Source organism: Streptomyces sp. NPDC056580, from assembly GCF_042793175.1.
Classification (GTDB): Bacteria; Actinomycetota; Actinomycetes; order Streptomycetales; family Streptomycetaceae; genus Streptomyces.
Genome location: NZ_JBHTVE010000002.1, coordinates 227,982 through 242,153 on the forward strand (window position 1 = coordinate 227,982; position 14,172 = coordinate 242,153).

Genomic DNA, 14,172 nt, shown 5'->3' on the forward strand with positions numbered 1-14,172 from the left:
GACCCGGCCCGGCCGCCGGTCGAGTGACCACCGGGTGCCTGGTCGGGTATGTGAACGCCCGCCTCGCCCTGGACACCGCCGTGGGCGAGAGCCGGACGCGGGGCGCCGTGGACGTCGGCGGGCCCCGCCGGTGAGGCGCCGGCGCTGACGCCGCAGCCGGTACGGAGTGACCGTGGCCCTGGCGGGAAGTGGTGCACACTGGCCAGATCCGCACCAGCTCAGGGAGCGCACCGTGACCCCGTCCAGCACGATCGCCGGAGAGGAACCCGAACACCTCACACAGGCAGCGCGCCGCCAGGCCCAGGTCGACCCGCTCGCCGCGCTCCGTGCCCCGGGCGACCCGCCCTGGGACGTGTACCTCACGGGCACCGTCTTCCTCGACATCGTCTTCACCGGCCTGGACTCGGCGCCCGTGCGCGGCACCGAGTCCTGGGCCAGGGGAATGGGCTCCAGCCCCGGCGGGGTCGCCAACATGGCCACCGCGCTCGCCCGGCTCGGCCTGCGGACCTCGCTGGCCGCCGCGTTCGGGGACGACCACTACGGCGAGTACTGCTGGGACGCCCTCGCCCAGGGCGAGGGCATCGACCTCGCGCCCTCCCGGAGCGTGCCCGGCTGGCACTCGCCGGTCACCGTCTCCATGGCGTACGAGGGCGAGCGGACGATGGTCTCCCACGGCCACGAGCCGCCCCCCGAGGAACCGGCCCCGGACTTCCCGCCGCGCGCGCGGGCCGCCGTCGCCTCGCTGGCACCGGGCAAGCGGGCCCCCTGGATCGCGGAGGCCGCCCGCGCGGGCACCCGGATCTTCGCCGACGTCGGCTGGGACGAGACCGGGGCCTGGGACCTGGCCGAACTCCCCGACCTCGGGCACTGCGAGGCGTTCCTGCCCAACGCGGCGGAGGCGATGCGGTACACCGGGGCCGACTGCCCGCGCGCCGCCGCGCACGCGCTGACCGAGTACGTCCCCGTGGCCGTCGTCACCCTCGGCGCGGACGGGGCGTACGCCGTGGACCGCCGCACGGGGGAGTCGGCGGAGGTGCCGGCGATCGCCGTGGAGGCGCTCGACCCCACCGGGGCCGGGGACGTGTTCGTGGCCGGGTTCGTCACGGGGACCCTGGCGGGCTGGCCGCTCGCCGACCGGCTCGCGCTCGCCGGGCTCACCGCCGCGCTGTCCGTGCAGGAGTTCGGGGGCTCGCTGTCGGCGCCCGGGTGGTCCGAGATCGGGGCCTGGTGGCGCCGTGTCCAGTCGGTGCCGGGCCAGGACCCGGAGGCGCTGCGCCGCTACGGCTTCCTCGAGGGGCTGGTGCCCGAGGAACTGGACCGGCCGTGGCCGCTGCGGCGGGCGGTGCCCACGATCGGGTTCGGCCGTTCGGCGTGACGGCGCGGGACTCCGGCCCGCACTCCGCCCCGGGCCCGCGCCCCGCCCCGGCCCGCACTCCGCCCCCGGCCCGGCCGCGGTCGGCACAGGCCGGTGCGGGCGGCGCAGCCGCGACGACCGCCCTGCCGCCGCGCATCCGCTTCCGCTCCGGGCCCGCCGAAGGCGCCGCCCGCTCACGGAAAAGCCCTACGGCGTTGTCGGTGGCCCGTCGTACTCTTGACAGTGCGAGGCCGCCCTCAGCTACGCGGCCGTGACGAGGAGGAACCGCAGGCCTTAAGCGCCGGCCCATGACTCAGACACCCCATGCTCACACCCCCGCGCGGGAGCAGGCGAGAGCGCAGCTCACCGTCCCCGCCCAGCACCCCATGGTGACCGTGCTGGGTTCCGGCGACTCCCTCCTGCGCGTGATCGAGAAGGCCTTCCCGGCGGCCGACATACACGTCCGGGGCAATGAGATCAGCGCGGTCGGCGATCCCGCGGACGTCGCCCTGATCTCACGCGTGTTCGACGAGATGATGCTGGTGCTCCGCACCGGGCAGCCGATGACGGAGGACGCAGTGGAACGCTCGATCGCCATGCTCAAGGCGAGCGAGAACGGGACGAGCGACGGCCCGGAGACCCCGGCCGAGGTGCTGACGCAGAACATCCTGTCCTCGCGGGGCCGCACGATCCGGCCCAAGACGCTCAACCAGAAGCGGTACGTCGACGCGATCGACAAGCACACGATCGTCTTCGGCATCGGCCCCGCCGGTACCGGCAAGACCTACCTGGCCATGGCCAAGGCGGTCCAGGCCCTGCAGTCCAAGCAGGTCAACCGGATCATCCTGACCCGCCCGGCGGTGGAGGCGGGCGAGCGGCTCGGCTTCCTGCCCGGCACGCTGTACGAGAAGATCGACCCCTACCTGCGCCCGCTGTACGACGCGCTGCACGACATGCTCGACCCGGACTCGATCCCGCGCCTGATGGCCGCCGGGACCATCGAGGTGGCTCCGCTGGCGTACATGCGCGGCCGTACGCTCAACGACGCCTTCATCATCCTGGACGAGGCCCAGAACACCTCGCCCGAGCAGATGAAGATGTTCCTCACCCGGCTCGGCTTCGACTCGAAGATCGTGATCACGGGTGACGTCACCCAGGTCGACCTGCCGAACGGGACCAAGAGCGGTCTGCGGCAGGTGCAGGAGATCCTGGAGGGCGTCGAGGACGTCCACTTCTCCCGGCTGTCGTCCCAGGATGTCGTACGGCACAAGCTGGTGGGCCGTATCGTCGACGCGTACGAGATGTACGACAGCAAGCACGGCACCGAGAACGGCACCCACAAGGGCGGCCATGGCAGGACCGGCGCCAAGGGTCCCAAGGGGAAGTAGACCAGCACGCCCATGTCGATCGACGTCAACAACGAGTCCGGAACCGAGGTCGACGAGCAGGCGATCCTCGACATCGCCCGCTACGCCCTCGCGCGGATGCGCATCCACCCGCTCTCCGAGCTCTCGGTGATCGTCGTGGACGCCGACGCCATGGAGCAGCTGCACATCCAGTGGATGGACCTGCCCGGGCCCACCGATGTCATGTCGTTCCCGATGGACGAGCTGCGGCCGCCGTCGAAGGACGACGACGAGCCGCCGCAGGGGCTGCTCGGCGACATCGTGCTGTGCCCGGAGGTCGCCAAGAAGCAGGGCGAGGAAGCGCCGACGCAGCACTCCATGGACGAGGAGCTCCAGTTGCTCACCGTCCACGGCGTGCTGCACCTGCTCGGGTACGACCACGAGGAGCCCGACGAGAAGGCCGAGATGTTCGGGCTGCAGGCCGCCATCGTCGACGGGTGGCGGTCCGAGCGGGGTCTGACCGGGCCGTCCCCGGCGCCGACGGTTTCGTAGGCGGGCCGGGCAACGCATGAATCCGCAGATCGTGATCGGCGCGATCGCGCTGGTCGTCGTCGCCTGGCTGGCCGCCTGCGCCGAGGCGGGCATCGCGCGCGTCTCCAGCTTCCGGGCCGAGGAGGCCGTGAAGTCCGGCCGGCGCGGCAGCGCCCGGCTGGCCCAGGTCGCCGCCGACCCCACCCGCTACCTGAACGTGGCCCTGCTGGTCCGCGTCGCCTGCGAGATGGCGGCCGCGGCCCTGGTGACCTACGCCTGCCTGCAGGAGTTCACCGCCACCTGGCAGGCCCTGCTGATCGCCATCGGCGTCATGGTGCTGGTGTCGTACGTCGCCGTCGGCGTCTCCCCGCGCACCATCGGCCGCCAGCACCCGCTGAACACGGCGACGGCGGCCGCCTACGTGCTGCTGCCGCTGGCCCGTGTCATGGGCCCCGTGCCGTCGCTGCTGATCCTCATCGGCAACGCGCTCACCCCCGGCAAGGGCTTCCGCCGCGGCCCCTTCGCCTCCGAGGCCGAGCTGCGCGCGATGGTGGACCTCGCCGAGCAGGAGTCGCTGATCGAGGACGAGGAGCGCCGAATGGTGCACTCGGTCTTCGAACTCGGCGACACCCTGGCGCGCGAGGTGATGGTGCCGCGCACCGACCTGGTGGTCATCGAGCGCTACAAGACCATCCGGCAGGCGCTCACCCTCGCCCTGCGCTCCGGCTTCTCGCGCATCCCGGTCACCGGTGAGAGCGAGGACGACATCGTCGGGATCGTGTACCTGAAGGACCTGGTCCGCAAGACGCACATCAGCCGCGACGCCGAGAACGACCTGGTGTCCACCGCGATGCGCCCGGCCGTCTTCGTCCCCGACACCAAGAACGCGGGCGACCTGCTGCGCGAGATGCAGAAGGAGCGCAACCACGTCGCCGTGGTCATCGACGAGTACGGCGGCACCGCCGGGATCGTCACCATCGAGGACATCCTCGAGGAGATCGTCGGTGAGATCACCGACGAGTACGACCGGGAGATCCCGCCCGTGGAGTACCTCGGCGACGACCGCCACCGGGTCACCGCGCGCCTGGACATCACCGACCTCGGCGAGCTGTACGGCCTGGAGGAGTACGACGACGAGGACGTGGAGACCGTCGGCGGGCTGCTCGCCAAGGCGCTCGGCCGGGTCCCCATCGCCGGCGCGTCCGCCGTGGTCGAACTGCCCGACGAGCGCAGGCTGCGGCTGACCGCCGAAGCGGCGGCCGGACGCCGGAACAAGATCGTGACGGTGCTGGTGGAGCCGGCCGGCAAGGCCGCCGAGGAGGAGACGCCCGAGTGACACCGAAGGAGCTGCGCGCCTTCTGCCTGTCCTTCGACGCGGTCGTGGAGGACTTCCCCTTCAACCCGGAGACCTCCGTCTTCAAGGTCCTCGGCAAGATGTTCGCCCTGACGAACCTGGGCGCGCGGCCCCTGACGGTGAACCTCAAGTGCGACCCGGAGGACGCGGTCCGGCTGCGCGCGGAGCACGAGGGGCTGATCGTCCCCGGCTGGCACATGAACAAGCGCCACTGGAACACCGTGACCGTCGACGCCGGCCTCCCGGACCGGCAGGTCCGGGAGCTGATCGAGGACTCCTACGACCTCGTCGTCGCGGGGCTGCCGAGGGCGGAGCGGCTGCGGCTGGACCGGCCGTAAACGTGTGTCGGCGCCGGCCGAGGCCGTGTCAGAATCCGGCGCATGGACGTTCGATACCCGCGCCCGCTGCGCCCCGGTGACCGTATCGGTGTGACCTCCCCGTCCAGCGGGGTGCCCGAGCTGCTGCGCGGCCGGCTCGACGTGGCGGTACGCGACCTGGAGGCGCGCGGGTACGAGGTCGTCGTCGGCCGCTGCATGGACGGCACGACCCACATCAGCGCCCCGGCCGCCGAACGCGCCGCCGAGCTGACCGGGATGCTGACCGACCCCACGATCCGGGCCGTGGTGCCTCCGTGGGGCGGTGAGACCGCCGTCGACCTGCTGCACCTGCTCGACTTCGAGGCCATCGGGCGGGCCGAGCCGACCTGGGTCGCCGGCTGGTCGGACATCTCCACGGTCATCACCCCGCTGACCCTGCTCACCGGCGTCGCCACCGTGCACGGCAACAACCTCATGGACACCCCGTACCGGACGCCCGAGGGCCTGCTGTCCTGGCTGGACGTCGTGACCGCCGCGCCGGGCGAGCCGCTCGTGCAGACCCCGCCCGGCCGCCACCGCGGCACCGGCTGGGACGACTACGCGCTCCACCCGGAGGTCCGCGACCTCACCCTGGACACGGCCGGCGGCTGGACCCGGCTCGACGGCACCGGCGACGTGGACGTCGAGGGCCGGCTGATCGGCGGCTGCATCGAGACCCTGGTCAACGTCGCGGGCACGCGCCTGCTGGACACGCGGTCCTTCGCGGACGGCGACGACCTGCTCGTCTACGTCGAGGCGTGCGAGGACAACGCCTTCACCATCTGCCGCAACCTGCACGGCATGCGGCTCGCCGGGTTCTTCGACCGTGCCGCCGCCGTAATCGTCGGCCGCACCAAGGCCCCCGACGCCCCCACCCTCACCCAGGCCGAGGCGGTCCTCGACGCCCTCGGCCCGCTCGGGGTGCCGATCGTCGCCGACGTCGAGTGCGGGCACGTGCCGCCCTACCTGGCGCTGGTGAACGGCGCGCGCGGCCGTGTGGTGCACACGGCCGCGCGGAGCGAGATCGTTCAGATCCTGGACTGACCCCGGCGCAGGCCGAGTCCGACGAGGACGGCGGCGCTCAGCACGATCGCCGCGTCCAGCGCGAGCACCGTGTGGACGCCGGACAGCAGGTCGCCGGAGGTGGTGGCCAGCACACCCAGCAGGGGGATGCCGACGGTGATGCCCACCTGCTGGGTGGAGGTCACCAGGCCGGTGGCCAGACCCTGTTCCCCGTCCGGGACGCCCGAGGTGACCGTGAGGCCGTACGAGATGATCGCGCCCAGGTGGCACATGCTCGCCAGGGACACGGCCGCGGCGGCCGGCCACACCGACCAGGTGTGGGCGTTCAGCGGCAGCAGGGCGGCGACCAGCGCGCCCTGCCCGGCCAGCGAGCCGACCAGCGTGCGGCGGGCGCCGAAGCGGCCGATGACCCGGGGGGCCAGCGTGCCGGCGACGGCGGACAGCGCGCCCTGGAAGCCGAAGACCAGGCCCGTCTCGAAGGCCGACAGACGCAGCGTCTCCTGCAGGTACAGGGTCAGCACGAAGACCACCGTCGACATCATCGAGAAGGTGACCAGGCCGCCCACGTTGCCCCACGCCACCGTGCGGCGGCGCAGCATGGGCAGGGAGACCAGCGGGGAGGCCGAGCGGGACTCCACCGCCGTGAACACCGCCAGCAGGAGCAGGCCGGCGACCAGCGAGGCGATGACGTCGGCGCGGCCGAAGCCGCGGTCGGCGGCCGTGGACAGGGCGTAGATCAGCGACAGCAGGCCGGCGGTGACGGTGACCGCGCCGGGCACGTCGAGGCGCGGACGCTGCGGGGTGCGGGACTCGGGCAGCAGACCCGGCGCCAGCGGCAGCACGGTCAGCGCGAACACGGTGAGCAGGGCCATGGTGGAGCGCCAGCCCAGCGCGTCGGTCAGGACGCCGCCCGCCACCATGCCGACCGTGAAGCCCAGCGACAGCAGCGTGCCGGAGATGCCGAGGGCGCGGTCGCGGGCCGGGCCCTCCGGGAAGGTGGTGGTGAGCAGGGACATGCCCGTGGGCACGATCGCCGCCGCGCCGAGGCCCTGCAGCGCCCGCCCGGTGAGGAAGGACACCGGGTCCCAGGCCAGGGTCGCCAGCAGGGAGGCCGCGCCGAACAGGGCCAGGCCGGCGAGGAACAGCTTCCGGCGGCCGTACAGGTCTCCGACGCGGCCGAACAGCAGCAGGAAGCCGCCGGAGGGCAGCGCGAACGCGGTGACCGCCCACTGCAGCGCGGAGCGGCTCATGCCGAGGTCCGCGCCCAGCTCGGGCAGGGCCACGTTCAGCACGGAGAAGTCCAGCGCGACCATGAACTGGGCCGCGCACAGCACGAAGAGGACCAGCTTGTCCCGCGTCGACAGCCGGGGCGTGCCGAGCGGCTCGCCGGGGGCGGGGGCCGGGGTGGTGGTCTGAGTGGTGGTGTCGAACGCCATGGACAGAGCTTGTGGCGAGCGGAATACGCGTGGGGAGTCGGAACTTATGGTGGTGGTGGCACCACCAGACACGACGGGGGAGGGGCGGTACGTGGCCGCTGCGGAGGCGACGCGCAGTCAACGGCGGGACGAGCTGCGGGAGTTCCTGATGAGCCGGCGGGCCCGGGTGAGCCCGGAGGAGGCCGGGCTGCCGGGCGGCGGCGGCCGGCGCCGGACGCCCGGACTGCGCCGGGAGGAGGTCGCCGTGCTGGCCGGGGTGGGCGCGTCCTGGTACCAGTGGCTCGAACAGGGCCGGGACATCTCCGTCTCGCCGCAGGTCCTCGACGCCGTGGCGCGGGTGCTGCGGCTCAGCGACGCCGAACGCCGGCACCTGTACCTGCTGGCCGGGATGAACCCGCCGGCGCCCCAAGTGGCGCCGGAGAAACGGGACATGTGCGAGGTGCTGCGCCGGCTGATCGACACCTGGATGCCCTACCCGGCGCACATCATGGACACGTACTACAACTGCGTGATGTACAACGACGCGGCGGCGCTGGTCCTCGGCATGCGGCCGGACATCACCCAGAACTGCCTCGTCGACTTCTTCGTCGATCCGCTGTACCGGTCGCGCAGCAGGAGCTGGGAGCGCAACGCGCGGACGGTCGTGGCCCAGTTCCGGGCCGCCTGCGCGGCCCGGCCGGACGACGAGGGGTTCCAGGCGGTGCTCGCCGAGGCGTCCGCGCGCAGCCCCGAGTTCGTGGCGCTGTGGGCCGAGCGGGACATCGAGGACCAGGGACAGGTGCGCAAGGAGCTGACCCACCCGCTGGCCGGGCTGCTGGTCGTGGAGTCGACGGTGTTGAAGGTTCCGGCCCGGCCCGACCTGATGATCGTGCTGCACACCCCGCTGGACGAGGAGGACACCGCGGCGAAGCTGGAATGGCTGGCGTCCCCCGAGGGACGGCGGGACGCCATGCACCCCGTGGCGGGGTGAGCCCGCGGTGGCTTCGTATGCTCTGGGCATGACCGACAGCAACGCGCTTGACCCCGAGGACCGCAAGATCGTCACGCTGGCCCGTTCCGTGCGCGCCCGCAACGGTGTGCCCGAGGGGGCCGCCGTACGGGACGAGACCGGGCGCACCTACGCCGCCGGGTCGGTGCACCTCCCCTCGCTGCGGCTGAGCGCCCTGCAGACCGCCGTCGCCATGGCGGTCGCCTCGGGCGCGCGGTCGCTGGAGGCGGCGGCCGTGGTGAGCGAGGCCGAGGAGGTCGCGCCGCAGGACCGGGCCGCCGTGGCCGACCTCGGCGGCGCCGCGACGCCGGTGCTGCTCGCCGGGCCCGACGGGGAAGTGCGGCGGACGGCCCCGGCGGGCACCGGCCGGTAGCGGGCCGGGAGGCTGCCCGTCAGAGGGCGTCGGGGCCGCGTTCGCCGGTGCGCACCCGTACCACGGTCTCCACGGGCAGCGCCCAGACCTTGCCGTCCCCGATCCTTCCGGTGCGCGCGGCCGTGACGACCGCGTCGATCACGGCGTCGGCGACGGCGTCCTCCACCACGACCTCGATACGCACCTTCGGCACCAGGTCGACCCGGTACTCGGCGCCCCGGTAGACCTCGGTGTGGCCGTGCTGCCGGCCGTACCCGCTCGCCTCGCTGACCGTCAGACCGTGCACTCCCAGCTCCTGCAGGGCGGTCTTGACCTCGTCCAGACGGTACGGCTTGACGATCGCGGTGATGAGCTTCATGCCTGGCTCTCGACCTTCCGGGTGGGGTCCTGCTGGGCGGCGACGAGGGAGTGGGCGACCGGGGCGCCGTGGCCCAGGACCCCGTGATCGTAAGCCGTCTCGGCGTGCACCGTGAGGTCGAGCCCGGTGTGCTCCTGTTCCTCGCCGGCCCGGAAGCCCAGCACCCGGTCGATCACCTTGCCGAGGCCGTACGTCACCGCGAAGGCGTACGCGCCGACGACGGCCACGGCCAGCGACTGCCTGCCCAGCGGGACCAGCCCGCCGCCGTAGAACAGCCCCTCGGCGCCGCCGGTCATCGCCCGCTCGGCGAACAGGCCGATCAGCAGGGTGCCGATGACACCGCCGACCAGGTGGACGCCGACGACGTCCAGCGAGTCGTCGTAGTTCAGGCGGAACTTCCAGCTCACCGCGTAGGAGCAGACGACGCCGGCGGCCAGGCCCACCACCAGCGCGCCCAGCAGGGAGACCGTGCCGCAGGACGGGGTGATCGCGACCAGACCGGCCACCGCGCCGGAGGCCGCGCCCAGCGTGGTCGGGTGGCCGTCGCGCCGCTGCTCGACGAAGAGCCAGCCGAGCAGGCCGGTGCAGCCGGCCGCGAGCGTGTTGAGGAAGGCCGCCGCGGCCAGGCCGTTCGCGCCGAGCGCGGAGCCGGCGTTGAAGCCGAACCAGCCGAACCAGAGCAGTCCGGCGCCGAGGACCACCATGGGCAGGTTGTGCGGGCGCATGGCGTCCTTCCTGAAGCCGAGCCGGGGCCCGAGCACCAGGCACAGGGCGAGGCCGGAGGCGCCGGAGGTGATCTCCACGGGCATGCCGCCGGCGAAGTCGAGCGCCCCGAGCCGGTCCGCGATCCAGCCGCCCGGGCCCCACACCCAGTGGGCCACGGGCACGTACACGAGCAGCGCCCAGACCGGGACGAACACCAGCCAGGCCGAGAACTTCGTGCGGTCCGCGACCGCGCCGCTGATCAGGGCCGCGGTGATGATCGCGAAGGTGAGCTGGAAGGTGGCGAAGAGCAGGGTGGGAACGGTGCCGTGGACGCTGCCCGGGCCGATCCCGCTCATGCCCGAGTGGCCCAGGCCGCCGATCAGCCCGCCGAAGACGTCGTCCCCGAAGGCGAGGGAGTACCCGGCGGCCAGCCAGACCACCGTCACCAGGGCGATCGACACGAAGCTCATCATCAGCATGTTGAGGACGCTCTTCGTGCGCACCATGCCGCCGTAGAAGAGGGCCAGGCCCGGGGTCATCAGCAGGACGAGGGCGGTGGCGGCGAGGAGCCAGGCGGTGTCGCCGGTGTCGACGTGGGCTGCGGCGAGGGTCACGGGCGTCTCCAGCGGTGTGGGGGCTCGTCAGAGGGTCACCGGCCGGGATTTCCGGTTGCGTACGGGTGTGTTTCCGTGACGTTTCGTTGCGTGGCGGTTTCGTCCAGCTCACATCGAGAGCCCGTGGCGGCCGTTGGTACGGCGCGGTCCCGTGGATCAGGGACAATGAACGCCATGAGCGTTCGTACCCAGTCATCCGAGCCGTCGGGCGAGGCCGCCCACCGCGCCGGCTTCGCCTGCTTCGTGGGCCGCCCCAACGCGGGCAAGTCCACCCTCACGAACGCTCTGGTCGGGCAGAAGGTGGCGATCACCGCCAACCAGCCGCAGACCACGCGGCACACGGTGCGCGGGATCGTGCACCGCCCCGACGCCCAGCTCATCCTGGTGGACACCCCGGGCCTGCACAAGCCGCGCACCCTGCTCGGCGAGCGGCTCAACGACGTCGTGCGCACGACGTGGGCCGAGGTCGACGTGATCGGCTTCTGCCTGCCGGCGAACGAGAAGATCGGTCCCGGCGACCGCTTCATCGCCAAGGAGCTGGCCGGGATCCGCAAGACCCCGAAGGTCGCCATCGTCACCAAGACCGACCTGGTGGACTCCAAGACCCTGGCCGAGCAGCTCATCGCGATCGACCAGCTCGGCAAGGACCTGGGCATCGAGTGGGCGGAGATCGTGCCGGTGTCGGCCGTCGGCGCCACGCAGGTGGGCCTCCTGGCCGACCTGCTGGTCCCGCTGCTGCCGGAGGGCCCGGCCCTCTACCCCGAGGGCGACCTCACCGACGAGCCCGAGCAGGTCATGATCGCGGAACTCATCCGCGAGGCGGCCCTGGAGGGCGTCCGCGACGAGCTGCCGCACTCCATCGCCGTGGTCGTGGAGGAGATGCTGCCGCGCGAGGACCGCCCGGCGGACCGGCCGCTGCTGGATATCCACGCCAACCTCTACATCGAGCGCCCGAGCCAGAAGGGCATCATCATCGGCCCCAAGGGCAAGCGGCTGAAGGACGTCGGCATCAAGTCCCGCAAGCAGATCGAGGCGCTGCTCGGCACGCCGGTCTTCCTGGACCTGCACGTCAAGGTGGCCAAGGACTGGCAGCGGGATCCGAAGCAGCTTCGCCGGCTGGGGTTCTGAGGCGGTCCGCAGGCCCCGTCGCCGCCGACCGGCGGGCGCCGCTCACTCCACGCCCCTGATCCGCCCCACCAGCACCGCCCCCGCCAGCCCGATCACGGCCGCCACCAGGTACAGCACCCGGTAGCCGCCCAGGTACGTCACGATCGGCGCTGCGAGGGCGGGTGCCGCGACCTGCGGCAGGGCGTTGGCCACGTTGATCACGCCCAGGTCCTTTCCGCGGTCCAGCGCCCTCGGCAGCACGTCCGTCATCAGCGCGAAGTCGACCGAGGTGAACACCCCGAAGCCGACCCCGAGGAGCGCCGCCGCGACGACCGCGCCCGGCCAGGTCTGCCAGGCGGCGAGGGCCGCCGTCGCCACCGCCATCAGCACGCCCGACCAGATCACGAACGGTTTGCGGCGTCCCGAGCGGTCCGACCACACGCCGCCCACCACGACCGTGGCGAGCAGGGTCAGCCCGTTCACGGCCGTCAGGATCAGCACGCCCCGGCCGGGATCGGCGTAGTGGAGGCGGTCGCGCAGGTAGTACAGCAGGTACAGCAGGACCAGCGCGTTGCTGAGGTTGATCAGGAAGCGGGTCAGCCAGGCCCAGCCAAGGTCGGGGTGGCGGCGCGGGCTCAGCCAGAAGCCCGCCAGGAAGGCCCGCCAGGACCAGGCCGGCCGGTCCGCCCGGGCCAGCCGCAGATCCCGGTACCGCAGCACGTACGGTCCCACGCCCACCAGCGTGAACACCGCGCACGCCGTGTACCCGGCCGCGGTGCCGCCCGCCGCCGTGGCCAGGCCCGTGCCCCCGACCACCCCCAGGATCTGGGCCGCGCCCAGCCAGCCGCCCACCGCGCCCCGCCGGCCGCGCGGCACCCGGTCCGGGACGGCCGCCGTCACCGCCGCGAAGGCCGCGTTCAGGGTGAGCTGGGCCAGGCACCAGCCCAGCGCCATCGTCCCCACCCCGTCCGCGGCCGCGAGCAGCAGCAGGGACAGCGCCCCGCCCGCCGCACCGGCCACGATCCACGGGGTGCGGCGGCCCCAGCGGGCGGTGGTGCGGTCGGACAGGGCGCCGAAGAGCGGGTTGGCGAGCAGCGAGACGACCGCGCCGGCTCCGGTGACCCGGGCCAGGACCGTCTCCTTCGGCATCCCGGCGGCGGCCGCGAAGTCCTTCGCCTGGGAGGCCAGCAGGATCTGCAGCGGGCCGAACCAGCCCACCCAGATCGCCCCGTTGGCCAGCGCCAGCGCCGCCGTCCAGCCCCGGCTGACCGGCTCGACGGGCTCGGCCAGGGCGGCGGCGGTCATCTCTGGGCCCGCAGCACGTCCCTGAACCAGCGGTAGGACGCCTTGGGGGTGCGCTCCAGCGTCGCGTGGTCGACGTGCACCAGGCCGAAGCGGCGCGCGTACCCCTCCGCCCACTCGAAGTTGTCCATCAGGGACCAGACGAAGTAGCCGCGCACGTCGACGCCCGCCTCGAGTGCCGTGTGCAGGGCACGGATGTGGGCGTCCAGGTAGGCGATCCGCTCCTGGTCGTCGATGCCCTCGTAGGAGCAGCCGTTCTCGGTGATGACGACCGGCGGGAGCCGGTCGCCGTACCGGTCGCGGAAACCGGTCAGCAGCTCGGTCAGCCCCTCGGGGACGACCGGCCAGCCGAAGTCCGTCACCGGGCGGCCCTCGATCGGCCTTACCGAGAAGGGGAGTTCGGCGGGCAGGCCGACCCCGCCGAACTCTGTGGCGGCGCCCTGCGGGGCGCCCACCCTGGACGGGGCGTAGTAGTTGACGCCGTACCAGTCGAGCGGCGCGGAGATGACCGACAGGTCGGACGCCACGTCTCCCGGCATCAGCTCGCCGACGCCCTCCGGGTACGCGCCCAGCAGGACCGGCTCGGCGAACAGCCGGTTCAGCAGCAGGTCGTAGAAGCCCGCCGCCTCCTGGTCGGCCGGATCGCCGGAGGCGGGCCAGGTGGGGCCGTGGGAGTTGGCGATCCCGATGTCCGCGGCGCCGGCCGCGCGCAGGGCCCCCACCGCGAGTCCGTGGGCGAGCAGTTGGTGGTGGGCCGCGGGGAGCGCGTCGAACATCAGCTGCCGGCCGGGGGCGTGCACGCCGAGGGCGTGGCCCAGCAGGGTGTGCTCGGCCGGCTCGTTGAGCGTGATCCACTTGCCGACCCGGTCGCCGAGCCGTCCGGCGACCGTGGACACGTACTCGGCGAACCGGGACGCCGTGTCCCGTTCCAGCCAGTCCAGGCCGGCGGGCAGGTCCCAGTGGAAGAGGGTGGGCACGGGCCGCACGCCCGCCGCGCACAGCTCGTCCACCAGGCGGTCGTAGAAGTCGAGGCCACCAGGGGAGTTCACCCGGGGCCACGACACGGAGAAGCGGTACGCGTCCACGCCGAGACCGGCGAGCAGCGCCACGTCCTCCCGGTAGCGGTGGTAGTGGTCACAGGCCACCGCCGCCGTCGAACCGTCCTTCACCCGTCCCGGGGCGGCCGTGAACACGTCCCACACGGACGGCTCCCGCGTGTCGGCCGCCCCCTCGATCTGGTGGGCCGAGGTGGACACGCCCCACAGGAAGCCGGCCGGGAAACGGGGGATCGCCTTGCCTGCGTCAGTCGCCATGGCCCGGATCAT

The 14,172-nt window shown here is 72.9% G+C and carries 14 protein-coding genes; 9 read left to right on the forward strand and 5 right to left on the reverse strand.

Translation table 11 applies throughout. From position 1 onward, the window contains the following. Positions 1–232: 232 nt before the first annotated feature. The 6 genes from ACFQ9Z_RS04730 (at position 233) to ACFQ9Z_RS04755 (ending at position 5,985) form a co-directional block, all read left to right on the forward strand. On the forward strand, positions 233–1,375 hold the full coding sequence (locus ACFQ9Z_RS04730) for a carbohydrate kinase family protein (RefSeq protein WP_383010689.1): 1,143 nt from the start codon (positions 233–235) through the stop codon (positions 1,373–1,375). 287 nt (positions 1,376–1,662) lie between these two features. Beyond that, entirely contained in the window at positions 1,663–2,742 is a 1,080-nt protein-coding gene (locus ACFQ9Z_RS04735) for a PhoH family protein (RefSeq protein ID WP_383010691.1), read from the forward strand. Between the two features lie 12 nt (positions 2,743–2,754). After that, entirely contained in the window at positions 2,755–3,252 is a 498-nt protein-coding gene (gene ybeY, locus ACFQ9Z_RS04740; protein ID WP_281293817.1) for an rRNA maturation RNase YbeY, read from the forward strand. A gap of 16 nt (positions 3,253–3,268) precedes the next feature. Then, on the forward strand, positions 3,269–4,567 hold the full coding sequence (locus ACFQ9Z_RS04745; RefSeq protein WP_383010694.1) for a hemolysin family protein: 1,299 nt from the start codon (positions 3,269–3,271) through the stop codon (positions 4,565–4,567). After that, the gene (locus ACFQ9Z_RS04750) at positions 4,564–4,923 is read left to right on the forward strand and encodes an MmcQ/YjbR family DNA-binding protein (protein ID WP_360663239.1); all 360 of its coding nucleotides are present in this window, start codon (positions 4,564–4,566) and stop codon (positions 4,921–4,923) included. Before ACFQ9Z_RS04745 ends, ACFQ9Z_RS04750 begins: the two co-directional genes overlap by 4 nt. A 42-nt stretch (positions 4,924–4,965) precedes the next feature. Then, positions 4,966–5,985 (forward strand): S66 peptidase family protein, encoded by a 1,020-nt coding sequence (locus tag ACFQ9Z_RS04755; RefSeq protein WP_383010696.1) that lies wholly within the window; start codon positions 4,966–4,968, stop codon positions 5,983–5,985. Here the strand turns inward: ACFQ9Z_RS04755 and ACFQ9Z_RS04760 are convergent. Then, the gene (locus ACFQ9Z_RS04760) at positions 5,970–7,400 is read right to left on the reverse strand and encodes an MFS transporter (protein WP_383010699.1); all 1,431 of its coding nucleotides are present in this window, start codon (positions 7,398–7,400) and stop codon (positions 5,970–5,972) included. The two genes, ACFQ9Z_RS04755 and ACFQ9Z_RS04760, sit on opposite strands and share 16 nt — an antisense overlap. A gap of 148 nt (positions 7,401–7,548) precedes the next feature. Here ACFQ9Z_RS04760 and ACFQ9Z_RS04765 point away from each other — a divergent pair, with 148 nt between their 5' ends. After that, the gene (locus ACFQ9Z_RS04765; RefSeq protein ID WP_383011812.1) at positions 7,549–8,370 is read left to right on the forward strand and encodes a helix-turn-helix transcriptional regulator; all 822 of its coding nucleotides are present in this window, start codon (positions 7,549–7,551) and stop codon (positions 8,368–8,370) included. A 28-nt stretch (positions 8,371–8,398) separates the two neighbouring features. Beyond that, positions 8,399–8,761 carry a cytidine deaminase gene (locus tag ACFQ9Z_RS04770; protein ID WP_383010701.1) on the forward strand — a complete coding sequence of 121 codons (363 nt, stop codon included), beginning with the start codon at positions 8,399–8,401 and terminating at the stop codon, positions 8,759–8,761. A 19-nt stretch (positions 8,762–8,780) separates the two neighbouring features. Here the strand turns inward: ACFQ9Z_RS04770 and ACFQ9Z_RS04775 are convergent, their stop codons facing one another. Both ACFQ9Z_RS04775 and ACFQ9Z_RS04780 read right to left on the reverse strand, forming a co-directional pair. After that, positions 8,781–9,119, reverse strand: a complete 339-nt coding sequence (locus tag ACFQ9Z_RS04775; RefSeq protein WP_383010703.1) for a P-II family nitrogen regulator — start codon at positions 9,117–9,119, stop codon at positions 8,781–8,783. Continuing rightward, complete coding sequence (locus ACFQ9Z_RS04780; protein WP_383010705.1) at positions 9,116–10,438, reverse strand: ammonium transporter; 1,323 nt, start codon at positions 10,436–10,438, stop codon at positions 9,116–9,118. Before ACFQ9Z_RS04780 ends, ACFQ9Z_RS04775 begins: the two co-directional genes overlap by 4 nt. 174 nt (positions 10,439–10,612) lie before the next feature. Here ACFQ9Z_RS04780 and era point away from each other — a divergent pair, with 174 nt between their 5' ends. Continuing rightward, complete coding sequence (gene era / locus ACFQ9Z_RS04785; RefSeq protein WP_383010707.1) at positions 10,613–11,566, forward strand: GTPase Era; 954 nt, start codon at positions 10,613–10,615, stop codon at positions 11,564–11,566. Positions 11,567–11,608: 42 nt separating this feature from the next. On the opposite strand, the gene ACFQ9Z_RS04790 is transcribed toward era, so the two are convergent. Next, complete coding sequence (locus ACFQ9Z_RS04790) at positions 11,609–12,850, reverse strand: MFS transporter (protein WP_383010709.1); 1,242 nt, start codon at positions 12,848–12,850, stop codon at positions 11,609–11,611. Further along, entirely contained in the window at positions 12,847–14,160 is a 1,314-nt protein-coding gene (locus tag ACFQ9Z_RS04795; protein WP_383010711.1) for a GH1 family beta-glucosidase, read from the reverse strand. The genes ACFQ9Z_RS04790 and ACFQ9Z_RS04795 overlap by 4 nt, the downstream gene beginning before the upstream one ends. Positions 14,161–14,172: the final 12 nt, after the last annotated feature.